At 52.1% G+C, this 25,864-nt stretch carries 24 protein-coding genes; 9 read left to right on the top strand and 15 right to left on the bottom strand.

Features of this window, described 5'->3' with window-relative positions:
• Nucleotides 1-7 precede the first annotated feature (7 nt).
• The 3 genes from EHSB41UT_RS23010 to EHSB41UT_RS23020 all read right to left on the bottom strand — a co-directional run bounded on the left by EHSB41UT_RS23010 (nt 8) and on the right by EHSB41UT_RS23020 (nt 1,703).
• Nucleotides 8-361 (bottom strand): hypothetical protein, encoded by a 354-nt coding sequence (locus EHSB41UT_RS23010; protein WP_087113215.1) that lies wholly within the window; start codon nt 359-361, stop codon nt 8-10.
• Between the two features lie 76 nt (nt 362-437).
• Entirely contained in the window at nt 438-1,196 is a 759-nt protein-coding gene (locus EHSB41UT_RS23015; RefSeq protein ID WP_087113216.1) for an amidohydrolase family protein, read from the bottom strand.
• A 117-nt stretch (nt 1,197-1,313) separates the two neighbouring features.
• Nucleotides 1,314-1,703, bottom strand: a complete 390-nt coding sequence (locus tag EHSB41UT_RS23020) for a GFA family protein (protein ID WP_087113217.1) — start codon at nt 1,701-1,703, stop codon at nt 1,314-1,316.
• 181 nt (nt 1,704-1,884) lie between these two features.
• Here EHSB41UT_RS23020 and EHSB41UT_RS23025 point away from each other — a divergent pair, with 181 nt between their 5' ends.
• The 3 genes from EHSB41UT_RS23025 to EHSB41UT_RS23035 all read left to right on the top strand — a co-directional run bounded on the left by EHSB41UT_RS23025 (nt 1,885) and on the right by EHSB41UT_RS23035 (nt 4,910).
• Nucleotides 1,885-3,519, top strand: coding sequence for an SET domain-containing protein-lysine N-methyltransferase (locus EHSB41UT_RS23025; RefSeq protein ID WP_087113218.1), 1,635 nt, complete (start codon nt 1,885-1,887; stop codon nt 3,517-3,519).
• 50 nt (nt 3,520-3,569) lie between these two features.
• Nucleotides 3,570-3,779, top strand: a complete 210-nt coding sequence (locus EHSB41UT_RS23030; protein WP_087113219.1) for a hypothetical protein — start codon at nt 3,570-3,572, stop codon at nt 3,777-3,779.
• A 195-nt stretch (nt 3,780-3,974) separates the two neighbouring features.
• A complete protein-coding gene (locus EHSB41UT_RS23035) occupies nt 3,975-4,910 on the top strand; it encodes a hypothetical protein (RefSeq protein WP_087113220.1) in 936 nt (311 codons plus the stop codon).
• A gap of 56 nt (nt 4,911-4,966) precedes the next feature.
• Here the strand turns inward: EHSB41UT_RS23035 and EHSB41UT_RS23040 are convergent, their stop codons facing one another.
• The 4 genes from EHSB41UT_RS23040 to katG all read right to left on the bottom strand — a co-directional run bounded on the left by EHSB41UT_RS23040 (nt 4,967) and on the right by katG (nt 9,285).
• Nucleotides 4,967-5,263, bottom strand: coding sequence for a DUF406 family protein (locus tag EHSB41UT_RS23040; protein WP_087113221.1), 297 nt, complete (start codon nt 5,261-5,263; stop codon nt 4,967-4,969).
• 99 nt (nt 5,264-5,362) lie between these two features.
• Complete coding sequence (locus EHSB41UT_RS23045) at nt 5,363-5,908, bottom strand: dihydrofolate reductase family protein (protein ID WP_087113248.1); 546 nt, start codon at nt 5,906-5,908, stop codon at nt 5,363-5,365.
• Nucleotides 5,909-5,965: 57 nt separating this feature from the next.
• Nucleotides 5,966-6,895, bottom strand: a complete 930-nt coding sequence (gene rbsK, locus EHSB41UT_RS23050) for a ribokinase (protein ID WP_087113222.1) — start codon at nt 6,893-6,895, stop codon at nt 5,966-5,968.
• 218 nt (nt 6,896-7,113) lie between these two features.
• Nucleotides 7,114-9,285 (bottom strand): catalase/peroxidase HPI, encoded by a 2,172-nt coding sequence (gene katG / locus EHSB41UT_RS23055; RefSeq protein WP_087113223.1) that lies wholly within the window; start codon nt 9,283-9,285, stop codon nt 7,114-7,116.
• Nucleotides 9,286-9,673: 388 nt separating this feature from the next.
• Between katG and EHSB41UT_RS25065 the strand changes: the two genes are divergently transcribed.
• From EHSB41UT_RS25065 to ada, 4 genes are read left to right on the top strand one after another with little or no spacing between them, the layout of a single operon-like run.
• Nucleotides 9,674-9,847 carry a helix-turn-helix domain-containing protein gene (locus tag EHSB41UT_RS25065; protein ID WP_087113224.1) on the top strand — a complete coding sequence of 58 codons (174 nt, stop codon included), beginning with the start codon at nt 9,674-9,676 and terminating at the stop codon, nt 9,845-9,847.
• Nucleotides 9,848-9,852: 5 nt separating this feature from the next.
• Nucleotides 9,853-10,737, top strand: coding sequence for a DNA-3-methyladenine glycosylase family protein (locus EHSB41UT_RS23065; protein WP_087113225.1), 885 nt, complete (start codon nt 9,853-9,855; stop codon nt 10,735-10,737).
• Between the two features lie 33 nt (nt 10,738-10,770).
• A complete protein-coding gene (locus EHSB41UT_RS23070) occupies nt 10,771-11,082 on the top strand; it encodes an antibiotic biosynthesis monooxygenase family protein (RefSeq protein ID WP_087113226.1) in 312 nt (103 codons plus the stop codon).
• 48 nt (nt 11,083-11,130) lie between these two features.
• Nucleotides 11,131-12,240 (top strand): bifunctional DNA-binding transcriptional regulator/O6-methylguanine-DNA methyltransferase Ada, encoded by a 1,110-nt coding sequence (gene ada, locus EHSB41UT_RS23075; protein WP_165767383.1) that lies wholly within the window; start codon nt 11,131-11,133, stop codon nt 12,238-12,240.
• A gap of 64 nt (nt 12,241-12,304) precedes the next feature.
• Here ada and EHSB41UT_RS23080 read toward each other — a convergent pair whose 3' ends face one another.
• The 8 genes from EHSB41UT_RS23080 to EHSB41UT_RS23115 all read right to left on the bottom strand — a co-directional run bounded on the left by EHSB41UT_RS23080 (nt 12,305) and on the right by EHSB41UT_RS23115 (nt 22,675).
• Complete coding sequence (locus EHSB41UT_RS23080; RefSeq protein ID WP_087113227.1) at nt 12,305-13,243, bottom strand: ABC transporter permease subunit; 939 nt, start codon at nt 13,241-13,243, stop codon at nt 12,305-12,307.
• Nucleotides 13,243-14,148, bottom strand: a complete 906-nt coding sequence (locus tag EHSB41UT_RS23085; RefSeq protein WP_087113228.1) for an ABC transporter permease subunit — start codon at nt 14,146-14,148, stop codon at nt 13,243-13,245. The genes EHSB41UT_RS23080 and EHSB41UT_RS23085 overlap by 1 nt, the downstream gene beginning before the upstream one ends.
• Nucleotides 14,149-14,158: 10 nt before the next feature.
• Nucleotides 14,159-15,286 carry a polyamine ABC transporter ATP-binding protein gene (gene potA, locus EHSB41UT_RS23090; RefSeq protein WP_087113229.1) on the bottom strand — a complete coding sequence of 376 codons (1,128 nt, stop codon included), beginning with the start codon at nt 15,284-15,286 and terminating at the stop codon, nt 14,159-14,161.
• Between the two features lie 89 nt (nt 15,287-15,375).
• Nucleotides 15,376-16,497 carry an extracellular solute-binding protein gene (locus EHSB41UT_RS23095; RefSeq protein ID WP_087113230.1) on the bottom strand — a complete coding sequence of 374 codons (1,122 nt, stop codon included), beginning with the start codon at nt 16,495-16,497 and terminating at the stop codon, nt 15,376-15,378.
• A 75-nt stretch (nt 16,498-16,572) separates the two neighbouring features.
• A complete protein-coding gene (locus EHSB41UT_RS23100) occupies nt 16,573-17,961 on the bottom strand; it encodes an aspartate aminotransferase family protein (protein ID WP_087113231.1) in 1,389 nt (462 codons plus the stop codon).
• A gap of 112 nt (nt 17,962-18,073) precedes the next feature.
• Nucleotides 18,074-19,423 (bottom strand): glutamine synthetase family protein, encoded by a 1,350-nt coding sequence (locus tag EHSB41UT_RS23105; protein WP_087113232.1) that lies wholly within the window; start codon nt 19,421-19,423, stop codon nt 18,074-18,076.
• Between the two features lie 420 nt (nt 19,424-19,843).
• Complete coding sequence (locus EHSB41UT_RS23110; protein ID WP_087113233.1) at nt 19,844-21,145, bottom strand: NAD(P)/FAD-dependent oxidoreductase; 1,302 nt, start codon at nt 21,143-21,145, stop codon at nt 19,844-19,846.
• A gap of 27 nt (nt 21,146-21,172) precedes the next feature.
• Nucleotides 21,173-22,675, bottom strand: a complete 1,503-nt coding sequence (locus tag EHSB41UT_RS23115; RefSeq protein WP_087113234.1) for an aldehyde dehydrogenase — start codon at nt 22,673-22,675, stop codon at nt 21,173-21,175.
• 257 nt (nt 22,676-22,932) lie between these two features.
• On the opposite strand from EHSB41UT_RS23115, the gene aptA reads away from it, so the two are divergent.
• Both aptA and EHSB41UT_RS23125 read left to right on the top strand, forming a co-directional pair.
• On the top strand, nt 22,933-24,273 hold the full coding sequence (gene aptA, locus EHSB41UT_RS23120) for an omega-aminotransferase AptA (protein WP_087113235.1): 1,341 nt from the start codon (nt 22,933-22,935) through the stop codon (nt 24,271-24,273).
• A gap of 36 nt (nt 24,274-24,309) precedes the next feature.
• A complete protein-coding gene (locus EHSB41UT_RS23125) occupies nt 24,310-25,812 on the top strand; it encodes a CoA-acylating methylmalonate-semialdehyde dehydrogenase (protein WP_087113236.1) in 1,503 nt (500 codons plus the stop codon).
• The last annotated feature ends 52 nt before the right edge of the window (nt 25,813-25,864 follow it).

The following is a 25,864-nucleotide window of genomic DNA, read 5'->3' on the forward strand; positions in this document are numbered from 1 at the left end:
CCTGTCACTAAACCAGATACAAGTTGGGCTTTGGCACATACTTGTACTCTTCTAATAATATCTCCGCCTGTAGTGAGTCCAGAAAATCACCACTGCGATTTGAAATCCTATGCGTAATATTACACTGACGAAAAACGGTGATCAGATCGATGACGTGATATGGAATAACATGCCTATACTCCTCATTCGGATTAGGTAATTTCAGCTTTAAAGCAACCCCGCCATTATCTTTAACTCTTGCATCAACCTCTTCCGCCATTTCCTCAAGTCTGGCCAATAATGCCTCGGGGTCATCAATTCGTTTTATCGTGTAATACTCGATGTGGCGATCGCTCTCATTTTCACGTTCAAGTTCATTCATAGATAACTCTTATTATTCTTTTATTTTTAAGTAGAGATAGACGCCTGTAGCGACACCTTTTTCTGGCAGCGACCAACTATGTCTTGGCGTAAAAGTTCAGCGCATTACCATACAGCACATTATGCGCTCCCAAATCCCCTACTGCTTCATAAATTATCGCAATATCCTTCCCAGAAAACGGCCGGGCTGCTCGGGTTGACGGCAAATCACTGCCAAACATCAAGCATTCGGGATTGGCTGTGTAGAGTTGTCGAATCACAGGTACCGGATCAAAGTCCAGTCGCCCAAAACCTGTCGCCTTCACACGAACGCCCTGCTCCGCAAGCTTAAGCAGTAATCCCAATCCCATCCGGCTTAAGCCCAAATGATCAATCGACACCGCAGGTAGAGAGAGTAAAAGTGGAGAGAGCTCTTCCAGATCTGTGGAGTCGATATAAAACTCACAATGCCAGCCTGCCAGATCATAAACCCGAACGGCAAACTCACGGATTTGATCAAGAGACTCCGGTGAACCCCGTTTAAAATTAAAGCGCACGGCACGAACCCCAGCCTGATCCAATGCCAAGATGGCTTTATCCTCGGTATCAGAGGCCAACTGAGTCACACCGACATAAGAATCCCCCAGCAACTTTAACGCGTGCAGTAGATAGGTTTGATCCTGCTTTTGAAAGGAGCCCGAAACAACAGCGCCACCCACCGGAACATAATCAGGAAGCTCTCTAAGCATCTGCACCCGATAGTCATCTACAGTAAAGTAATCGGGTAAATAACCCTGATTTTCATAAAGTGGGTAACCCGGCGGGATAATATGAAGATGACTATCGAAAACTTTCATGTCTCTCAGCCCATTACCCAATTAAGGTTGAAAACAAAGTCCACCCGCCATAGTCTCCCTCGTCCTTCTGCTGAGAGAAGGGCATGATCCCGTGAGAAGATCTGCTTCGATTATGCTTCAGGCCTTATTGGTCAACGGAGGCAGCTCATCATTCATTCCACCATTACCAATCGGCACATTCTGATACTGCAGCGGATGAACACCTTCCAGACAGGCAATATTCACCCCATACTCTTTTGGGTTGCTGCGCCGTCTATGGTGGGTATAGACGCCACACTGACTACAGAAATAGTGCTCTGCGACATTGGTTCCCCACTGATAAAGAGAAAGGGTGTCCTGACCTTTGGTAACCTGAAGGTTTTCAACCGGGACGCTGGCCATTACATAGCCTTTTCTGGAACACAGGGAACAATCACAGCGCCTTATATTCTCCAATCCGTTATCAAACTGAATGGATAATTCGATTGCACCACAATGACAGGTTGCTGTTCTGACTTCGCTCATCATCTCTCCATTGAGTTCTTAGGATGTTTTTATTATCTGGTCATCAGGAAGGGTACCTCATTGTTACTCCTGCTGACACGTAAGACAGCCAGCATGACCAGCCAACAAGAGTCAGAGTTCCGCCGGAACTTGCCCACGAAGCCAGACTCTGAGTGTTATTAAGGACAGATCAGAGCGCAATGGAATGAATCGTCACTCTCCTTACGGGTATTATCCGCCACCTCAACAGCATCAAAATGGCTACAGAGATATTGGCCCGATTCGCAGGCATCCACTGTATCCGCCACCGGTTGTTTTTCCGCAGAAAATCGGCACGCCATGGTACCGACAGCGGTTTTGCTTTCCTTTGCCTCCTCCACCTGCGCCTCTGTTTCCCATTCAGGAGCAGGCAGCCCTGCAGAAACGGCTGGATCACTATGATGTCAGTCACAACAGTGTAAGCAATAGTCAATCCCACTGGCCGTCAGCTCACTACGATACGGTTGACGATGCCCATCCTCACGCTCGCGATCGGGCTTATTATGTTTCACGCCCGGCGCCAATGATCTGTGATAACAGCCAGTCTCTGGATAACGAACAGGAGCTGTTATCGGACGATGATATGGATCTGGATGACAACCATGACGATGAAAGCCTCACTACAGAGCAACTATTAAAACCCCTGGGTATCGATCAGACCACTCAAACAGAAAACCAGACCGACGAGCTGCTCACGGGCGATACCCCAGAGCTCAGTGGGCCACTCTTTGAAAGCCTGTCTAATGGCTCCGATTTTATCGAGCCGGATGAAATCAATCACGATGATCGTCTGGACAATACCGACCATGACAGCGGAATTGACTCTCCGCCTAACACAGCCAACGATGAACTGCCGTCATCCTCCACAATTGAGTTGAACGACGATGATAGCGAGCACACCGAACCATCGGACAAGCCTGTCTTGCTCTCAAAAGAGCAGCATTATCGTGAACGCTGTAAACGTCTGATCGGCAAACTGGACGATGCCTATTCTGCTCAGCGACTGTTGCGCAAGCGGTATAAGCGCTATCAGGATAATAATAAGTACCAAAAAAAACGCAGGGCTGCGGCTCTCGTCCAAGTCGCAGAATTGGAAAAATCACTAGCTGATAAGGAGAAGTTACAGACTCACGTTACTGAGCTAACCAAAGAACTGGCACTGGCCCATGATCTGATAGATGAGCTGAAAGATCTGATCCACATGATGCTTGACGGTGATGGTTTCTGGCCCGGACTGGTCGTTAAGCCCAGTAAGCTCAAGAATGCAGGCGATGGCCTGTTCTGCAGTAAGACCATTCCCAAGGGTGTCATTATTGGCGAATACTACGGTGACCGAGTGTTTCGGATAGAAGTCAAAGATGACCGATATGTGGTGTGGCGAAAAAAAGAGGATGGCAAACCACAGTTTCTCTTTGACGACACCTATGTGGTCTGGATCAAGGATGAATTCAAGCGCGACGGACACTGGTATAAAAATCTGGTGGAGGTCGGTATTGATGCCAGCGGCTCTGGCAACCATGACACCCCGACACCACTCAGAAAGATGAACCATAGCGAAGAGAACAATGTTGCCCACTTTGTCTGTAAAAACAATGTGGTTAAATTTTATACCCGCCAGAAGATAAAGGCCGGAGCAGAACTACTGTGGGATTACGATCAGGAGATTGAAACCGACTTCTCCAAACGTATGAAGCATATCGCTACCGACCCACATAAATATGTGTACGTGGATAAAAACAACAAAGTGTGCCTGAAAGAAAAATACAAGCGTCTGAAAGATCGCAGAGTCACATCACAATAAATTTATCGACTACCCTTGGTGCACCTTTTCTAGCTGAAAACGGTGTCACCATGACCTTTCTTGAGCTGATCAATCAGACTGCCAGCCAGCATCGCGAGTTCTCGGCCCTGTTCTCCCAGGATCTTGACCAGATGTTGCAGCAATATGTGAAACTGCAGAATACCGACATGACCGAATATGAAGCCTGCTGTGAGATGTTAAAACAGGCCTTTGACGATTCAGTTGGCGTGCTGGCGGAAACCTGGCTGAATAACCGTTAAACCAGAGAGATCAACTCCTGTTACTTCTGATTAAATAATGCTGCACTAACAACATTACTGCTAACAATACAGTCCTGTCGTCTTCTCACCCCGCCTCCTCCGGATGAACCCAAAGTACCTTTTTGTAACTAACCAGCAAATGGTTTTTCCGGCAGGAGGAACTGTGTCAGAAACAAACCAAATGAGGGAATCGAGATGGATAGACAGTACAGCGGCCTGCAGATCACAGAAAGGGGGGCTGATTTTATAAAAGCCATGTACCCCTACAGAAGTCCAATATTTCATCAGGAGCATCTTGCGTCTCCGTTCAAGGTGGTTCTGGGGGAAAACCATCTCAAAAGAAACTTTCTGGAGAGCATGGGTGTTGATACTGCCCCATTAACCGGACAGCAGATTGATGATCGTCTGGTATGCGCAACAAGCTCACACGCCGATCAGCTCCACGGTAAGACTGTTATCGGTCAACAGGAGTGTAAAGATATCCTGCTGGCCAGTGCCATGTTTACCTTTCATGATGATCGGAATTCGGTCAACCAGCTTGTTGCCCAATACCCGGATCTGGCGGATTACAACCCGTTGAGTGAAGAGAATGAATTTATAACCCTGCCTAAAATCAATCTAATGAATCAACAGATTCGCCCCAGACTTGAGATGATGCTTTATATCATGGGGGGAAGCGTCAATAAGCCAATTCCCAATCCGGAACAGCTCTCTTCAGAGATTCAGGCAGCCCTGTACAGTTTGAATCTTACCCCGGCCAAACGTGCCCTAGTTGATGAGTGGATCGCAAATAGGTATCTGTCGAGAACATCCGAAAGTACTATTGGCCGCACCCTGGCAGAATTACTGCTCAGACTGGGGTTGGATGATACGGCTCATAAAACCATTGAGCCTATGCTGCTAGCGATTGAACAACACAGGCGTACAGTGGCCATTGAAGACGGCGATGAGTCAGATGGCTGCAGCCTGTCCAACGAAAGTGTGAGCCCGGAACCAGAGCAACCCAAAGACACCAAGAGCAAAAGATCAAGACAAAAAAAAGCCCAGCCCTATGATCTCAATCAGTCAGAAACCGTTCGACGAAGAAGCCTGCGCCTTCAGTCACAAAACCTGACCAAGAAGACGCTGTAACTTAGTCTAAAAGGAAAGTCATTCAGGCTGTGGGAACCTCCCTCAGCCTGATTATTTTAAGGCCGCAGATACAGCTCAAAAATCATTTTTTCTACGGTACAGTCAAAATCAAACATGGCATTGATGGTCACCCGGCCATCATCCTGACTCACTACCTTATTCACCTTACAGGTTTTAGAGATGTCTCTGGCCCGCTGCTCCAACCTGTTAAAGTCATCATTCAGCTCCGATTCCTTCTTGCCCGCCAACAGACATTCATAATGCGTGTCGCCGGGAAGAATCACTTCACCAATCTCAAGACAGTGGTCAGCAACAACCTCGATATCCGTGGTATTCATGATGGTGCTCGTCATAAAGAAACCTCCAAGGGTCTTGGTTCCAGATCCGATTGATAATAGAACCAGACACCACGGGCTGCTTACCACCTTGAATGTCCAGTGTTGTATATCCGCTTAACGTGTCCGCAGATAATGATTTTTCACCATGGCATTGAGCAGTACATCAGAACTTTTCAATGCAAATGATAGGGGCTGTGCCAGCTCGCCAAACAGTGGCACACCGCCACCGAGAACCACAGGCACTGTGGTAATAATCATTTCATCGATCAGATCTTCCTGCAGAAAGCTCTGCACGGTTTTGCCGCCATCGATATAGAGTGTCTTATAGCCACGACTATTCAGCAGAGCGACCAGATCCGCACAGGTGGACTGTTCTTCGACCTTAAGCAGCTCTGCTTTGTCTTGGTAGGCTTCGGGTATGGACGACAATGTGCGGCTGACAACAAATACCGGTTTACTGTACGGCCATGGGCAGTCAAAACCACACACGGTTTCAAAGGTGTTTCGCCCCATGATCAGTGCATCAATGCTGTCCATAAAGGCGGCAAAGCCAAAATCGTCATGATCAGGATTAGGGACACAGTGCAGCCAGTCCAGTCCACCGTCACGGTCGGCAATATAACCATCAATACTGGCGCCAAGGTAAAGAATATTAGGCATCAACAGCATCCTCAAAAAGTTACAAATGAAAAGAAAGGGCCCTGAGGCCCTTTGCTATTAACGTTCGCTCAAAAAAGCATCCACATCGGAGCGCAAAGGAATCGAGGTTTGTGCACCATGCTTCATCACCGACAAGGCGCCACAGGCATTGGCAAAGCGTATCGCCTCGTTGGCTGACAGGCCTTCGGACAAAGCCACAAGGAAACCGCCGTTGAACGTGTCACCGGCAGCCGTGGTATCAACTGGCTGTACTTTGAAGCCGGAAATCAGTTCACGCTGTACAGTCGCTTCAATCTTCTGAGACAGAAATGCACCAGAACTGCCCATAGTGATTAGCACGGTTTGAATTCCCTTCCCGTGCAGCAGATCAGCAGCCTGAGAAGCACTATCAAAATCATGGACCGCAATTCCGGTCAATACTTCGGCTTCGGTCTGGTTCGGGGTGATGATATCCACACAGGAGAGCAGCGTATCGGAGAGAGCTCGTGCGGGTGCAGGATTCAACACCACTGTCGTACCGCTTTCTCTAGCAATAGTTGCTGCGGCCTGAATACCGGACTCCGGTGTTTCCAGCTGCATCAGCAAATAATCAGACTCAATGATGGCATCCTTGTGCGTCTGCACAAACGCTTCATCAAGACAGTTATTCGCCTCGGCGGCAATACCAATACAGTTCTCGGCCTTGTTATCAACAAAAATAAGCGCCACGCCAGTATTGACTCCTGAGACCAACGACACAGCATCAATATCAATGCCATCAGCAGCAAAGCCTTTCACCATCTCATGGCCAATACCATCCTCTCCGACACAGGCCATAAAACGGGTTTGTCCGCCCAGACGGGCACAGGCCACAGCCTGATTCGCGCCTTTGCCACCCGGGATAACATTGTAAGACGAGCCGGTAAGGGTTTCGCCGGGGCGGGGAAAGTGCTCAAGGCGAAGAACGTGGTCAGCATTCACACTGCCCAGAACAAGAATATTTTTCATTGGATTGGTCATAAAAACACGAGGGGTGATGACGACTGAAGGGTGAGCGATCAAAACACGATTTGACCGGAGCGTTGGATCAAATAGTACCACCAACTGCAACAACAGGTATCTTGATTCGCATCAAGGCTCAGATATGAAAAAACCCGCACAGCCTGAACAGCCATGCGGGTTGGATGTGAAATATGAGTGAGACGTCCCTGTCTCAGACCAGTGTCTTACACCAGATCAAAACGATCAGCGTTCATTACCTTGGTCCAGGCCGCAACGAAGTCACGGACAAATTTTTCCTGGTTATCGTCCTGGGCATACACCTCCGCATAAGCGCGCAGAATAGAGTTGGAACCGAACACCAGATCAACACGGGTCGCAGTCCACTTCACGGCACCGGTCTTGCGTTCAACGATCTCATACAGACCATCTTTCACCGGCTTCCAGGAATAAGCCATATCGACCAGGTTCACGAAGAAGTCGTTGGTCAGTGCGCCTTCACGGTCGGTGAACACACCATGCTTGCTGCCACCATGGTTGATGCCCAGCATACGCATACCACCCACCAGCACGGTCATCTCGCTGGCAGTCAGACCCAGCAGCTGAGTGCGGTCCAGCAGCATCTCTTCGGCGCTGACAATATAGTCGCGCTTCAGCCAGTTACGGTAACCGTCGTGTACCGGCTCCAGCCACTCGAAGGATTCCGCATCGGTCTGTTCGTCAGTCGCATCACCACGACCCGGTGCGAAAGGTACAGCGATATCGAAACCACCCGCCTTGATCGCCTGCTCCAGACCGACATTACCAGCCAGTACGATCATGTCAGCAATGCTGGCGCCTGCCTCAGCGGCAATCGGTTCCAGAGCAGCCAGCACCTTGGCCAGACGCCGAGGCTCGTTACCTTCCCAATCTTTCTGAGGTGCCAGACGAATGCGGGCACCATTGGCACCACCACGCTTGTCGGAGCCACGGAAGGTACGGGCGCTGTCCCATGCGGTTGCCATCATTTCGCTGGCGGTCAGACCACAGGCTGCGATCTTGGCTTTCACCGCATCAACATCGTAACCGGTGTTGCCGGCAGGGATCGGGTCTTGCCAGATCAGATCTTCCTGTGGCACTTCCGGGCCGAGATAGCAGGCTTTTGGTCCCATATCACGGTGAGTCAGCTTGAACCAGGCACGGGCAAACACTTCAGAGAAGTACGCCGGATCATTCAGGAACCGCTCGGAGATCTTGCGGAAGCCCGGATCCATACGTACGGCCATATCGGCATCAGTCATGATCGGGTTATGACGGATGGAAGGATCTTCCACGTCAACCGGACGATCTTCTTCAGCAATACCGATTGGCTCCCACTGCCAGGCACCGGCCGGGCTCTTGGTCAGCCACCAGTCATACTTGAACAGCAGCTCAAAGTAACCGTTATCCCACTGGGTTGGCTTGGTGGTCCAGGCACCTTCGATACCGCTGGTCACGGTATCACGGCCAACACCACGGCCATGCTTGTTCAGCCAGCCCAGGCCCTGGTCTTCCAGCTCTGCACCTTCTGGATCCGCACCCAACAGAGCAGCATCACCATTACCGTGACACTTACCGACGGTATGGCCACCAGCGATCAGGGCAACTGTTTCTTCGTCGTTCATAGCCATGCGTTCAAAGGTCACACGCATGTCCTGAGCGGTTTTCAGCGGATCAGGATTACCGTCAACACCTTCCGGGTTCACGTAGATCAAACCCATCATTACTGCAGCCAGAGGGTTTTCGAGGTCACGCTCACCAGAATAACGGCCGCTGGTGTCACTGGATTGCAGCCACTCTTTTTCAGAGCCCCAGTACACGTCTTTTTCTGGATGCCAGATATCGGCACGGCCAAAGCCGAAACCAAAGGTCTTCAGACCCATATCTTCATAAGCGACAGTACCGGCATAAACCAGCAGGTCAGCCCAGCTCAGCTTGTTGCCATACTTTTTCTTGATCGGCCACAGCAGACGACGGGCCTTATCCAGGTTGGCGTTATCGGGCCAGGAGTTCAGCGGCGCGAAACGCTGGTTACCGGTGCTGGCACCACCACGACCATCAGCGGTACGGTAGGTACCGGCCGCGTGCCAGGACATACGGATAAACAGTGGACCGTAGTTGCCCCAATCTGCTGGCCACCAGTCCTGGCTGTCTTTCATTACATCTTTAATATCTTGCTTCAGGGCCGCGAAGTCCAAAGTCTTTACGGCTTCGCGGTAATCAAAGTCCGACGCCATCGGGTCAGTCTTGGTATCTTGCTGGTGCAGAATGTCCAGATTCAGGGACTTCGGCCACCATTCCATAACGGACATACTGCTTTCAGTCGCACCACCGTGCATAACCGGGCACTTGCCACCATGATTTACATTGCTTTCGTTCATTATCCCGTTCTTCTTTTGGGTTAAAGCGTAATCATTATCAATTGTGGCGACTGCTCAGGTTTTGACCTTAATCAAGATTTACCACCTAAAAATCAGCATAAATCCCTTATCTTTAGCGGGTTGCGAACTATTTCTGATAACTACACAAACCTACACTTAAATATATTTCGCGACAAAGAAACACATCTTGGAACAATCAAATAACAGCAGTTTGATTTACGCTTCAATAAATATGAAAAGCCTGACTTCATCGCATTAATTCATGGAACCATCATTTCCCTATTAGCCATTGATTCTCCACTGCTGTTATTTAAAGTCAGCCACGTATACTCAGCTAAACGATCACCATAAAAATAAGCAATCACACCTATTTATTTTGCAATGCACCATGACTTTAACTAAACCAGCATTCTGCTCCTTGCCTTCTGTACAGATATCAAGACTCCCGTCCGGGGTTAGCGTAACCGCCTACGCGGTAGGATTTAACAGCGAAAGCGCGTTTATTGAGCGCTTTAAACAGGCGACGGGGATGACCCCGGGCCGCTACCAGAGAAAAGCCTGAACCTTATGCTGCACTGCACCCGGATACTGCCTTACACCCCGCCATTTCACTGGCCCAATATGCTGGCATTCTTTCAGCACCGGGCCATACCGGAGGTGGAGATTGTCTCCGGGGAAGCTTATCAGCGTACCATTAGGATCGATGATATCTGCGGCTGGTTTGCGGTGTCCCATCTGGATAATCAGCCAGCTCTGCAGCTAGAGATTCACCTGCAAAGCAGTGACAGGTTCCAACAGCAGGCCGACGAAATTGAACGACGGGTGCGCCGGATTATGGATCTTGATGCCCCAATGGATGAGATCAGTCGTGTTCTGGGGCAGAGTCCCTATCTCAGCAAGGCACTGACAGAGCATGCCGGCACACGCCTGCCCGGCTGCTGGGATATCTTCGAGTTTTCCATCCGGGCCATTCTCGGGCAACAGATCAGCGTCAAGGCGGCCACCACTCTGGCAGGCCGCATTACCCACACCTACGGCAACAAGGTTCCCGAAGGTTTTCCGGAAGGGCTTTCGTATCTGTTTCCTGATGCAGCAACACTGGCCCAACAGGATTTTGAAGGCATAGGTCTGACCCGTTCCCGCAAAGCGACACTGGTCAATCTGGCACAACGGGTGGCTGCCGGGGAACTGTTGCTCAATGCCGAGCACGGGCTGGACGACTTTGTGCGCAGAATCGTAAAAGAGCCGGGTATTGGTCCGTGGACGGCCCACTATCTGGCCATGCGTGGCCTGAGCCAGTCGGATGCCTTTCCAGCCAGCGATCTCGGCGTGCTCAAAGGCCTTGCCGATAACGACATCCTGCCCAAACCCAAACAGGTGGAAGCGATTGCCGAGCAATGGCGTCCGTGGCGTGCCTATGCGGCCATTTACCTGTGGCAGAGTCTGTCGTGAACATTTTATTCATTAACCGTTGAAAGGAACTGTATGTACGCGGTTATTTTTGAAGTACAAATCAAGGAAGGTTGTCAGGATACCTATCTCGCTTTGGGTGCCAAAATGCGTGAAAAGGTCGGCAGCTATGAAGGGGTTATCTCCGCTGAGCGTTTTACCAGCGTCGTCACCGAAGGCAAGATCTGTAGTCTGTCTTACTGGGAAAGCGAAGAAGCCATTGCCCGCTGGAAGCAGGATATGGAACACCAGATGTGCCAGCGGGAAGGCCAGATGTCGCTGTTTGAGGATTACCGTATCCGCATCGCCAAAGTGGAGCGGGATTACTCAATGCCAAAGCCTCATTGAAAGAATTTAACCGCAAGCAACGGAGTGTCCTAAAACAGAGTCAGATCTATGCTGACTTCGGTACAACAAGGAAGCCTGTTCATGGTGGCCAAAGCTTCAACTCACGCAGCACAGACCGTGCTTGCAGACCCACGCTGGCAGATGATTGTAAATCGTGATGCCAGTGGGGACACTCTGTTTGTTTACGGTGTAAAAACGACAGGCATCTATTGCCGGCCAAGCAGCTGTACCCGGCTTCCAAAACCGGAGAATGTGGTTTTCTTCGATTCCCCGGAAGCCGCCGAAGCCGCGGGCTTTCGGCCGAGCCTGCGTAACGCCAGAGATAAATCGGAAATACTGCGTCAGCATGTACAGTTGGCAGAAGCCGCCTGTCGGACTATTGAGCAGAGTGAGAGCTGCCCGACACTGAATACGCTTGCGGCTCAGGCTGGCCTGAGTCCTTATCACTTTCAGCGAGTGTTTAAATCCGTGGTAGGACTCAGCCCAAAAGCCTACGACACCGCCTGGCGAGCACGAACCATCCGTACCCAGCTTCACGGTCAGCAGAGCATTACTGAAACCATCTACAGCGCCGGGCTGAGCTCCAGCAGCCGCTTCTATGAAAAGTCACAGCAGATGCTGGGTATGCGCCCCAAAGATTACAAGGCTGGCGGCAACAACACTGATATTCACTTTGCCGTGGGTGAATGCTCACTGGGCTCGATTCTGGTCGCGCAAAGCCGTAAAGGTGTGTGCGCTATTTTGCTGGGTGACGATCCTGATCAGCTGGCCAGGGATCTGCAGGATATGATGCCGAAAGCCAATCTGATTGGCGGAGACAGTGAGTTTGAACAAGTCATTGCTCGTGTGGTTGGTCTGATTGAAACACCGACCAAAGCTTTTGACCTGCCGCTGGATATTCGTGGTACCGCCTTTCAGGAGCGGGTCTGGCAGGCACTGCGCAATATTCCACCGGGGACCACTGTCACCTATACCGAGATTGCCGAACAGATCGGTCAGCCCAGTGCCGTAAGGGCCGTGGCCAATGCCTGTGGTAAAAACTGCCTTGCGGTTGCGATTCCCTGCCATCGGGTGATTCGCAGTGATGGTTCACTGTCAGGTTATCGCTGGGGCGTGGAACGGAAGCAGCAGTTACTGCACCGTGAGAGCCATCCTTAATTATTATGGTTCAAAAGCAACAAAAGCCCACTATCGGGCTTTTGTTACTTAAAGGGTTAACAGATCAGGTCACTGACTCGGGAACCTCTTCCTTCTCCTGACTTCCAACCCGCTGCTTGCGTTGCTTAACAGGATTGATAACCGGCTGAGGTCGGTAAGCGGGTACTTCCACAACCTCTTCCATATCAGTGCGCAACTGTTGCAGACGGCGCTTCTCAGCCCTGCGCAATACATACCAGGTCACAAAGGCTGCCAGTGAGACGGCCATAATAATCAAAGTCGCCAGGGCATTGATCTTCGGACTCACCCCAAGACGTACTGAGGAGAACACTACCATTGGCAATGTTGTCGCACCTGGCCCGGCAACAAAGCTGGAGATCACCAGATCATCCAGTGACAGAGTAAACGACAACAACCATCCTGCCGCCAGCGCCGGAGCAATGGCTGGTACCGTGATAATAAAGAAGGTCTTGAACGGGGTTGCGCCCAGATCCATCGCGGCTTCTTCCACCGACCGATCCACTTCCCGCAGACGGGATGAAATCACCACCGTCGCATAAGCTGCGCTGAAGGTGACATGGGCAATCCAGATGGTCAGCATGCCCCGCTCTGCCGGCCAGCCAAAGCCCTGAGCCATACCGACAAACAGCAACAACAGGGACAGACCGATAATCACATCCGGCATAACCAGTGGCGCGGTGATCATACCGGAGAACAATGTCCGGCCGCGGAACTTGTTGAAGCGGGTCATTACAAAAGCCGCCATAGTTCCGAGCACCACTGCCATGGTGGAGGAATAGAAGGCTATACGCAGACTCATCCAGATAGCACCGAGAATCTGATCGTCCTCCAGCAGCGCCAGATACCACTTGGTGGACCAGCCCGCCCAGACTGTTACCAGTCGGGACGAGTTAAAGGAGTAAATAATCAGGATCAGCATCGGCAGATACAGAAACAGCAGACCGCCTAGAAAAACGCCATTGGTAAAAGACAGTTTCTTCATTATGCAGCCTCCAGCTCTTTCGCCTGCTGGCGGTGAAAAATCATGATCGGAATGATCAACAGCAGCAACATCACCATTGCTAGGGAAGCGGCCACAGGCCAGTCGCGGTTATTAAAGAACTCCTGCCACAACACCTTACCGATCATCAGGGTGTCCGGACCACCCAGCAGCTCTGGAATCACAAACTCACCTACCGCCGGAATAAACATCAGCATAAAGCCAGCCAGAATTCCGGCTTTGGACAGTGGCAGAGTAATGGTCAGGAAGGCTTTCCACGGCGGGCAGCCAAGATCAGCCGCAGCCTCCAGAAGGCTTTGGTCGTGTTTAATCAGGTTGGCGTAGATCGGCAGAATCACAAACGGCAGATAGGCGTATACCATGCCGATATAAACGGCAAAGTTCGTATTCATCATCGGGATAGGATCAGTAATGACTCCCAGAGAGATCAGCGCGTTATTGATCAATCCCTTATTACTCAGCAGCCCCATCCAGGCATAGATACGGATCAGAAAGGATGTCCAGCTGGGCAGGAGGATCAACAGCAGCAGAGTTGTCTGCATATGGGCTGGCGCACGGGCCATGGCGTAAGCCATCGGATAGCCCAGCAGCAAGGCCATCAGGGTTGCATTCAGGGCGATCTGAATCGAGCTCAGATAGGCAGCAGCGTATAGATCATCATCAAGAAGGAACAGGTAGTTGCCCAGATTCAGAACAATATTCAGGCTTTCATCAGCATATTCGACCACGCTCGAATACGGCGGAATCGATATCTGCATCTCGGCAAAACTGATCTTGAGCACGATGGCAAACGGGATCAGGAAAAACAGCAGCAACCACAGAAACGGGATGCCTATCAGCGTACGACGGCCCAGAGAACCGGACAGCCGTTGAACAAATGCACTCATACGGCCTCCTTTACTGGTTCAGTACCACTGGGCTGCTTTCGTCCCAGCACACATAGACCTGATCATTCCAGGTCGGGTGATGGCTGTGACGCTCGCTGTTTACCATGGTGGACTGCACCACCTGACCGGACGGCAGTCGTACGTAATAGACCGAGTGCGTGCCAAGGTAGGCGATATCGTCAACGACACCGGACGACCAGTTTTCATTGCTGGCAGGCTTGCTGTGCTGAAGCATGGTTTTCTCAGGACGCACCGCAACCCACACCTGCGGGTTTTCCAGATTGGTGGCGATACCGTGGCCGATACGCACCGGTGCATCGAGGAGATGGGATTCAATCACCGCATGGTCAGCTTCATCGGTCACGATAGAGCCTTCAAAAATATTGCAGCTGCCGATAAATTCGGCGGTCATGCGGCTGTTCGGGCTTTCGTAAATATCTTTGGGGGAACCAGTCTGGACAATTTCGCCGTGATCCATAATGCCGATACGGTCGGCCATGGTCATGGCTTCTTCCTGGTCATGGGTTACCATCAGACAGGTAACACCCACATCTTCAATAATATTGACCAGTTCCAGCTGCATCTGGGTACGCAGCTTCTTATCCAGTGCCCCCATTGGCTCATCGAGCAACAGCATCTGTGGTTTCTTGGCCAGGCTTCGCGCCAGGGCCACTCGCTGACGCTGGCCACCGGAGAGTTGATGAGGTTTGCGGCGGGCATACTGGGTCATGTGCACCAGATTGAGCATCTCCTCAACCCGGGCCTTGATTTCGCTCTTGCTAAGACCATCCTGCTTCAGGCCGAAGGCGATGTTCTGCTCCACATTCATATGGGGGAACAGCGCATACGACTGAAACATCATATTAACCGGGCGCTGATATGGCGGCAGGTCGGTTATATCCTGTCCATCGAGAAGAATACGACCCGATGTCGGCTTTTCAAAACCGGCAATCATGCGCAGCAGTGTTGATTTTCCGGACCCAGAGCCGCCCAGCAGGGCAAAGATCTCCCCCTTGCGAATATCCAGCGACACATCATCAACGGCATAAACACCATCGAAGGTTTTGGTGATCGTCTGTACCTGCAGAATGGCAGGCTTTTCAGGCTGTCTGGAAGGAGTATCAACATCAACTGTCATGCTGCTTTCTCTCGTTATTTTTATTGTTCTAACTTCTGTTTTTATCAAACGGATGGGAGGGGTTGCCCCCTCCCATCTCCTCTGGCTTTTTATTTGCCGGTCGTGACCTTGGTGAAGGCACGGTTGATCACACGATCAATCTTTGGTGGCAGAACATCGGAGATGTACAGGTTTTTCTTGGCTTCCGCTGTCGGATAGATACCCGGGTTGCCGGTAATCTCGGCATCCACATACTGCTCAGCTGTTTTCACGGCACTGGCATAGGACACGTAGTTCTGGATGTCGGCCATCACCTTGTCTTCCATTAGGTAGTTGATGAAGGCATAGGCCTCATCCACATTCTCGGCATCTTTTGGAATGGCCAGCATATCGAACCAGGTCAGTGCGCCCTCTTTCGGGATCACATACTCAACAGTAATGCCCTTATCGGCTTCATCAGCACGATCAGCGGCCTGCAGTACATCACCGGACCAGCCTACGGAAATGCAGACATCACCATTAGCCAGATCAGTGATCAGCTTGGAGGAGTGGAAGTAAGTGACGTGCGGGCGAACGGAGGACAGCAGTTCCTGCGCCTGGGCGTAATCTTTCTTATCGGTGGAGTTCGGATCCAGGTCGAGGTAGTTCAGTGCTGCCTGCATCATTTCCGTTGGTGCATTCAGCATGGTCAGGCCACACTCCTGCAGCTTGCTCGCATACTCTGGCTTGAACACCAGATCCCAGCTATCGACCGGTACATCGCCACCTAGGTGCTTGGCAACCAGATCCGGGTTGTAGCCCAGACCAGTGGTGCCCCAAAGGTAAGGGATGGCGTGCTGGTTGCCCGGATCAAAGCCTTCAACCGTAGACATAATCTCGGTATCGAGGTTCTTCCAGTTTGGCAGCTTGCTGCGATCCAGAGTCTGGAACACGCCTGCCTTAATCTGCTTGGCCATAAACGACGCAGATGGAACAACAATATCATAGCCGGTCTTACCGGACAGCAGCTTGGCTTCCAGCACTTCGTTGGAATCAAAAACATCGTAAACCACCTTGATGCCGGTCTTGGCTTCAAAGTTGGCGATGGTGTCTTCAGCGATGTAATCCGACCAGTTGTAAACATTCAGAACCCGCTCTTCAGCGAGTGCTGTCGTGCTGACCACAGGGATCAGTGCACAACTTGTGGCCAGTACCGTCAGTCCTGTTTTCAGTTTTGCCCCAATTCTGCTCATTGGATCATCCTTTTTGTTGTTGTTTTATTATTCTTTTTACTGCTTCGGGTACTGCTTAAACCCACTCTGGAAGCGTTAGCCGCCAGAGTGAAGAGCTTCAAAGGTCAGGTCAAGAGCCAGTCGGGCCTTATCAATCAGTTCATCAATCTCACTACGGGTAATGACCAGCGGTGGGGAGATGATCATGGTATCGCCAGTGGCGCGCATCACCAGACCATTCTGGAAGCAGAAGTCCCGGCACAGGGCACCAGCTGTCGCCTTGTCATCAAAGCGGGCATTGGTGCCTTTGTCTTTCACCAATTCCAAAGCACCAACCATGCCAACACCGCGGGCTTCACCCACCAGCGGATGCTCACCCAGTTCTGCCCAGCGCGTTTGCAGATAAGGACCGGTTTCTTCCTTCACCGTCTGGATAATGTTCTCGTTTTCCAGAATCTCCAGATTAGCCAGCGCTACAGCCGCAGCAGCCGGGTGCCCGGAGTAGGTATAACCGTGGTTGAAGTCACCACCTTTATTAACCACATCCATAACCCGGTCGGAGATCATCACACCACCGATCGGCAGGTAACCAGACGACAGTCCCTTGGCAATTGGCATCAGATCCGGCTGCAGATCAAAGTAGTTGGAACCAAACCATTCCCCGGTACGGCCAAAGCCGCAGATCACTTCGTCCACGACCAGCAGAATGTCGTATTTGGCGAGGATCTTTTTGATCTCCGGCCAGTAGCTGGCAGGAGGAATAATGACCCCACCAGCACCTTGAAAAGGCTCGGCGATAAAGGCCGCCACCCGATCTTCACCCAGCTCCTGGATTTTCGCATCCAGTGCCTGCGCCGCTTTGATACCGAACGCTTCCGGAGACATATCCTGCCCTTCACCGAACCAGTACGGCTGCTGGATATGACAGATGCCTTCAATAGGCAGACCGCCCTGCTTGTGCATGGGCTTCATGCCACCGAGGCTGGCACCCGCAACAGTAGAACCGTGATAGGCATTCTCACGGCTGATAATAATGTTCTTATCAGGCTGGCCCTTGGTGGCCCAGTAGTGACGGGTCAGACGCAGAACGGTGTCGTTGGATTCAGAGCCGGAGCCGGTAAAGAAGACATTATTCATATGTGCCGGCGCAAGATCAGCCAGCTTTTTAGCCAGCTCGATTGCGGGAGGGTGGGCGGTTTTAAAAAAGCTGTTGTAGTAAGGCAGTTCCAGCATCTGCTGGTAGGCGACTTCGGCCAGCTCTTTACGACCATAGCCAACATTCACACACCAGAGCCCAGCCATACCATCGAGAATGCGGTGGCCTTCACTGTCTTCCAGATAAACGCCTTCAGCTTTGGTAATGACCCGGCTGCCCTCTTCGCCAAGGGCCTTGTGATCGGTAAAAGGATGAAAGTAATGATCACGATCCAGCTGCTGAAGGCGGGCCGTATCGTACTTAGAAGGTGAAGTCAGGTTTTTTGTCATTTTCTATCACAGTTCTTGTTCTTGTTCTTGTTGTTTTCAAAAGCAGTCAGTGCCCGGTCCGGCCACTCTCCGGCGCAGACACTGACGAGGAACGACAGCTGTGTGTCAGCCGTTACACGGTCGTCAGCAGATGCTGGCGCTCCCAGGAGCTGATCACCCGTTTGAAGTTCTGGTACTCGGCCCATTTCACCTCAACATAGGTTTCTACAAATACACTGCCCAGGGTCTCTTTCAGCGCTTCACTTTCCGACATCAGATCCAGTGCCGCTTCCAGATTCAGGGGCAGTTCGGTGACATTCTGTGCTTCATAGGCACTGCCAGTGGTCTGCTTGCTTGGATCACACTTGCGCTCCATACCCAGCAGACCCGCCAGCAGCGAACCGGCCAGAGCAAGATAGACGTTAGCATCAGCACCGGCCAGACGGTTTTCAACCCGGCGGGCTTTAGGGCTGGAATCCGGAATACGCAGGCTGGCAGTCCGGTTATCAACACCCCAGGCCAGATTCACCGGTGCGGACGTATCCGGCAGGAAACGACGGTAGGAGTTTACATTCGGCGCAAACAACGGCATCAGCTCGGGGATATACTTCTGAAGCCCACCAATAAAGTGATAGAAGGCTTCGGTCTCATTACCGTCAGCATCGGAGAAGATATTGTTGCCGGTATTGGCATCCAGAATACTCTGATGGATATGCATCGAGCTGCCCGGCTCATTGCTGATCGGCTTGGCCATAAAGGTGGCGGTAATGTTGTGCTTCAGAGCAGCTTCACGAACAGTACGTTTGAACACAAACACCTGATCGGCCAGTGCCAGTGGATCACCGTGACGGAAGTTAATTTCCATCTGGGCCGTACCCATTTCGTGGATCAGGGTATCGATATCCAGCCCCTGGGCTTCACTCCAGGCGTAGACATCTTCAAACATCGGATCGAATTCGTTGGCCGCATCAATGCTGTAGGCACGACCACCCACTTCCTGACGACCGGAACGGCCAACCGGTGCTTCCAGCGGAAAATCCGGATTCGCGCAGGGCTTGGTCAGATAGAACTCCAGCTCTGGAGCTACCACCGGCTTCAGGCCTCGGTCGCTGTACATTTCCAGCACTTTACGCAGCACGTTACGAGGTGCACGGGCAACTGGCTCACCTTCCTTGTCAAAGCAGTCATGGAGAATCATAACGGTAGGGTCGAGCGCCCAGGGCACCGGATAGGCGGCATTCTCATCAGGCTTCAGGATCATGTCGCCATCATTCGGGCTGGCCAGACTGTAGTAGACGTCATCGTCAACGTAGTCGCCGGTCACACCCTGCATAAAGATGGATTCAGGCAGGCGGATCCCCTGCTCCTGGATGAACTTGCCGGCGGGCATGATCTTGCCGCGGGCACAGCCAGTGAAGTCAGGGATGACACATTCAACCTCATCAACACCGTTTTCTTTCAACCAGGGGGATAACTTCTTCATAAATAACCTTGATTCTTTTCGTTCTTGTCGGCCTTCTCCAGAAACCCGTATATAAAGCCTGCCGGTTCCTGTTGGTACTGCTCTGCCAATCATTGTCGCCTATTGGCAAAGCCACCAGAATTTATGTTTGTTTTTTTTAACACCTCAGATGGAGTGAATGCAAGCATCTTGCCGCGTCCATTCTCAGGCCTGCGCGCCTCCACCGTAACAAACCAAACCAACCAAACCCTCTAGCATGGTGATCATGCTTTACTCAAAGCAGAGTACAGGTGTTAAAAATTAATTTCTGTATCTTTTGTTAACCAGTCGTGTTTTTCCGGATATTGTCGTACAGGGACGACAACCGGACGATATATTTTACACAATCAGACAAAAGCAAGCCTGCAGAGGAAAAACCTTTTCCCCGGCAGGCCTGCACCATTAAATAACTTCTTTCAGGCGGTGCCACAACATACCAAGAGCCAGCAGTGGCGAACGGAAATGCTTACCACCCGGGAAGGTCATATGCGGAATCCGGTTGAAGATATTCAAACGTCCGGCATCACCATGTATGGCTTCAGCCAGTATCCGGGCGGCCATATGGGTAGCATTCACCCCATGCCCCGAATACGCCTGAGCGTAATAAATATTATCTTCCAACAGGCCGATCTGCGGCATCCGGTTGGCACCAATGCCGAGCATGCCACCCCACTCATAATCAATCGCCGTATCTTTTAACTGCGGAAACAGTTTGAGCATTTTTGGTCGCATACTTTCAGTGATATCACTGGGGTGTCGGGCCGAGTAGTTACAGCGACCACCGAACAGCAGACGGTTATCCGCAGTCATCCGGTAGTAATCCAGCGCCACATCCATATCACAGACGGCAAAGTCCTGGGGCAGCACACTGTTGCACAGCTCTTCAGACAGAGGTTCAGTGGTGATGATATAGCTGCCCGCCGGCAACACCTTACCGGCCAGCTTGGGTTCCAGATCATCAATATAGGCATTACCGGCCAGCACCACCCGGCCAGCCTTCACCTGACCTTTCGCGGTATACACGACGGGTTCGGCACCTTTCTGAACCCGAACCACCGGAGAGTGTTCATAGAAGCGTACCCCCAGCTTTTCAGCCAGCTCCGCTTCGCCCAGGCAAAGGTTCAGCGGATGCAGATGTCCGCTACCCATATCTACCATTCCGCCGAGATAGGCATCGGTATTGACGATAGAACGAATCTCGTCCTGATCTATCAGACGGGTTTCCTCACCGTAACCAACCTGCTGCAACCATTCATAGTCTTCCCGCAGTTCAACCAGATGTTTCTTGCGCTTGGCCGCATCGCAGTAACCCATTTTCAGATCACAATCGATGTTGTGCTCGGCGACCCGATCCCGCACCAGCCTTACCGCTTCAAAACCCATCTGGTCGATGGCATCCACACCATCCTGACCAATCACATTGCGAAACTGATCGGCCCCATGGCCAATACCACGGATCAACTGTCCACCATTACGACCGGTCGCCCCCCAGCCAATCTTGCGAGCTTCCAGCACCACCACACTGTAACCGCGCTCGGCCAGCTCCAGTGCTGTCGCTACGCCGGTAAAGCCGGCACCGATAATACAGACGTCGACGGTCACTTCGCCTTCGAGTGCCGGATGATTCGTTTCCCGATTGGCAGTCGCCGCATACCAGGATGCGGCGTGCTGATCAGAATGAATGGGCGCTTTTTCCTTGATCATACAATTCTCCTTTCTCCATCCTGACCATTAACCAAGAGAGATCCAGGTCGCCTTGAGTTCGGTGTACTTGTCAAAGGCATGCAGGGACTTGTCACGACCGTTACCAGACTGCTTGAAGCCACCAAACGGTGCGGTCATATCGCCGCCGTGATAGGTGTTCACCCACACCGAGCCAGCGCGCAGGTTACGGGCACAACGATGAGCCTTGCCCAGATGGGATGTCCAGACCGAAGCTGCCAGACCATAGTCGGTTTCATTGGCAATACGCATGGCGTCGTCTTCATCTTTGAACGGGATAACGCTCAGTACCGGGCCAAAGATCTCTTCCTGAGCGATACGCATGGAGTTGTTCACATCGGCAAACACCGTTGGTGCAATATAGAAGCCACCGGTTTCCTCACGAATACGTTCTCCACCAGCGACCAGACGGGCACCTTCCTGCTTACCGGCTTCGATATAACCCATCACGGTGTTCAGCTGGATATTATCGACGATAGCACCAACGGTCGTTTCCGGATCCAGCGGATTGCCTGGCTGCCAGCTATCTACATGCTGCAGAACCTTTTGCAGGAATTCATCATAAATGCTCTCTTCTACCAGCAGGCGGGAACCGGCAGTACAGACTTCGCCCTGGTTATAGAAGATGGCCAGTGCCGCCATCTGGGCAGCCGCATCCAGATCATCGGCATCAGCGAAAACAATATTCGGGCTCTTGCCACCGGCTTCCAGCCAAACCCGCTTCATATTGGACTGGCCGGCGTAAACCATCAGTTGCTTGGCCACTTTGGTGGAACCGGTAAAGGCCAGACAATCCACATCCATATGTTCCGCCAGCGCCTTGCCTACGGTATGACCAAAGCCCGGCAGCACCTGAAACACACCATCCGGGATACCGGCGGCCTTGGCCAGTTCTGCTACACGAATAGCTGTCAGTGGTGACTTCTCGGAAGGCTTGAGGATAACACTGTTACCTGCAGCCAGAGCCGGCCCTAACTTCCAGCACGCCATATTGAGCGGGAAGTTCCAGGGCACGATAGCAGCTACCACGCCAATGGCTTCCCGGGTCACCAGACCCAGCTCACTATCGGAGGTAGGAGCAACCTCGTCGTAAATTTTGTCGATCGCTTCGGCGTTCCAACGGATGCTGTTCACGCTGCTGGGGATATCATCACCGACACTGTCACCAATCGGCTTGCCCATATCCAGGGTTTCCAGCACGGCCAGCTCTTCCAGATTATCTTCCATCAGCTGGGCAAAACGCAGCAGCACCTGCTTGCGCTTGCGTGGTGCCATACGAGACCAGTCACCAGCCTGGAACACCTGACGGGCGACACTGACTGCCTGCTCGGCATCTTCCGCCTGACAGCTGGCAATGCTCGCCAGTGTGCGACCATCAATGGGGGAACGGCACTCAAAAGTCTCACCGGAAGCGGCATCACAGTACTGGCCGTTAATAAAAGCCTGACCATTAATAGAAAGGGTTTCTGCTTTTTCCTGCCACTGGGCAAAGGTAAGGGGCGCATGGCTCATAATGAACTCCTGAAGCGTCGGATCGCAGCCCCTGAGCAGTCCATTATTTCAAACGCTGTAAGGGCGGAAGCCGTTGTCATTGTTGTTATACGACTAGAAATCAATTAGCACTTTAATGAGACAACCAAGGGTTTGCAATCCATCAAAATGAAAAAACACCATTCTCTTGATTCTTTTCATAATGTTTGAAATATTTGACATCAAGAATAAATAAACACCACACAATAACAATAAAGAGAACAATCAGGAGACGCTCGATGAGCAACCTGTCACTTCCGGGAATGTCCGGTTCAAGGGCTGATCTTGAAGCCCTGTGGATGCCCTTTACCGCCAACCGTCAGTTTAAATCCGACCCACGCATGCTGGTTTCCGCCGAAGGCATGTATTACACCAGCGACGATGGTCGTCAGGTATTGGATAGCTGTGCCGGTCTCTGGTGTGTCAATGCCGGTCATGGTCGTCGACAGATTACTGAAGCCGTCAGCCAGCAGATTGTCGAGCTGGACTATGCCCCGCCTTTCCAGATGGGTCACCCAAAGGCTTTTGAATTTGCCAACCGGCTGATCAAACACACTCCCGGAGACCTGAACCACGTGTTCTTTACCAACTCCGGCTCCGAATCGGCCGAAACCGCCCTGAAAATCGCCCTCGCCTACCATCGCCTGCGCGGTGACAGTGGACGCCAGAAGATGATTGGCCGTGAACGCGGCTACCATGGCGTGAACTTTGGCGGCATCTCTGTGGGCGGCATTGCCAACAACCGCAAAAGCTTTGGTTCACTGGTGTCCGGTGTCGATCACCTGCCACACACCCTGAACATCAACCTCAACGCTTTTACCAAAGGCCTGCCGGAACATGGTGTGGAGCTGGCAGATGCTCTGGAAAGCATTATCACTTTGCACGACGCCAGTAATATTGCCGCTGTGATTGTGGAGCCGATGGCCGGCTCCGGTGGCGTAATCATGCCACCGCAAGGGTATCTCAAGCGGCTGCGGGAGATTACCGAGAAGCACGGCATTCTGCTGATCTTTGATGAAGTGATCACCGGCTTTGGCCGTATCGGGGAAGCTTTTGCCTCCACCCACTGGGGCGTAACACCGGATATGATTACCGCTGCCAAAGGTCTTACGAACGGCGCAGTGCCTATGGGTGCCGTGTTTATCAGCGAAAAGATCCATCAGACCTTTATGCAGGGCCCGGAAAACGCCATTGAGCTGTTTCACGGCTACACCTATTCCGGCCACCCGGTTGCAGCCGCCGCAGGTCTGGCGACACTGGACATCTACGAGCAGGAGAACCTGTTCCAGAAAGCCATCCAGATGGAAGATCTGTTCGCCGAAGCCCTGCACACCCTGAAAGACCTGCCGGGCGTGATTGATATTCGCAACAGTGGTCTGGTTGCCGCCATCGAATTTGCCCCTGATGACAACGCGCCCGGTGCACGGGGTTACCGCATCTTCCGGGAAGCTTACGACAAAGGCGTACTGGTTCGCGGTACAGGTGACATCCTGGCCATGTCACCACCACTGATTATTGAACCCAAGCATGTTGACCAGCTGGTCAGCACTCTGGAACACGCAATCAAGACCAAAAGTTAACGATTAATAATAAACGAACAAGAGCACGTAACAGTCATGAATCAGTACAACCATTTTATTCAGGGCGAACACACCGCCGCCAGTGAACGACAACAGCCGATTTTCAATCCGGCCACTGGCGAGCAGAGCGGACAGGTTTCTCTGGCCAGTGCCGCTGAAGCGGAAGCCGCTATTCGCCAGGCCAAAGCCGCCTTTCCGGCCTGGCGTGACACAACACCGCTCAGCCGTGCTCGCATCCTGTTCAAGTTCAAGGCACTGATTGAGCAGCATACCGATGAACTGGCAGAGCTGATTACCCGTGAGCACGGCAAGGTATTTGATGATGCCAAGGGCGAACTGACCCGAGGCCTGGAAGTCGTCGAGTTTGCCTGCGGCATCCCACACCTGCTGAAAGGCGAGCACACAGAAAATGTCGGACGAGCAGTCGATGGCTGGTCCGTTAATCAGCCTCTGGGCGTTGTGGCCGGTATCACTCCATTCAACTTCCCCGCCATGGTGCCTATGTGGATGTTCCCGATCGCCATCGCCACCGGCAACACCTTTGTACTCAAGCCTTCCGAGAAGAACCCGGGTGTTCCCATGCGTCTGGCCGAACTGCTGAAAGAAGCCGGCCTGCCCGATGGTGTCTTCAATGTGGTTAACGGCGACAAGGAAGCCGTTGATGTGCTGCTAACTCATCAGGATATTGAAGCGGTCAGCTTTGTCGGTTCCACGCCGATTGCCGAGTACATCTACAGCACCGCCTCCAATGCCGGCAAGCGCGTACAGGCTCTGGGCGGCGCCAAGAATCATATGGTGGTTATGCCGGATGCCGATCTGGATCAGACCGTCAGTGCTTTGATGGGCGCTGCCTACGGTTCAGCCGGTGAACGCTGCATGGCGATCTCCGTGGCAGTTGCTGTGGGTGATGTCGGTGACCAGCTGATTGAAAAGCTGAAGCCGCAGGTGGAAAACCTGAAAATCGGTAATGGCCTGGAAGGCGGCATGGAGATGGGCCCGCTGATCAGCAAGGAACACCGTACCAAGGTCGTTGGCTATGTGGATTCTGGCATTGCCGAAGGGGCCGAACTGGTTGTTGATGGCCGCAATCACACTGTTGATGGTCATGAGAGCGGTTACTTTGTCGGTGGCACTCTGTTCGACAAGGTGTCCACGGATATGACTATCTATAAGGAAGAGATCTTTGGTCCGGTTCTGTGCGTGGTCCGCGCCCCGGATTACCAGACAGCGGTTAAGATGATTAACGACCATGAGTATGGTAACGGAACCGCTGTCTTTACCCGCGATGGTGATACCGCCCGTCAGTTTGCCAATGAGATCCAGGTCGGCATGGTCGGCATCAATGTTCCAATCCCTGTTCCTATGGCCTTCCACAGCTTTGGAGGCTGGAAACGCTCTCTGTTTGGCCCGCTGCATATGCACGGACCGGATGGTGTTCGCTTCTACACCCGTAAGAAGGCAATCACAGCCCGCTGGCCAACCGGCATCCGCACCGCCAATGAGCAGAACGCTGGCTTTGTGATGCCAACCATGAAGTAAACCGGTATCACTTAAAGAACAACAGGAGCCCAGGCTCCTGTTGTTCTTTATA

Origin of the sequence: Parendozoicomonas haliclonae, assembly GCF_900174585.1 — a bacterium.
Taxonomy (GTDB): domain Bacteria; phylum Pseudomonadota; class Gammaproteobacteria; order Pseudomonadales; family Endozoicomonadaceae; genus Sansalvadorimonas; species Sansalvadorimonas haliclonae.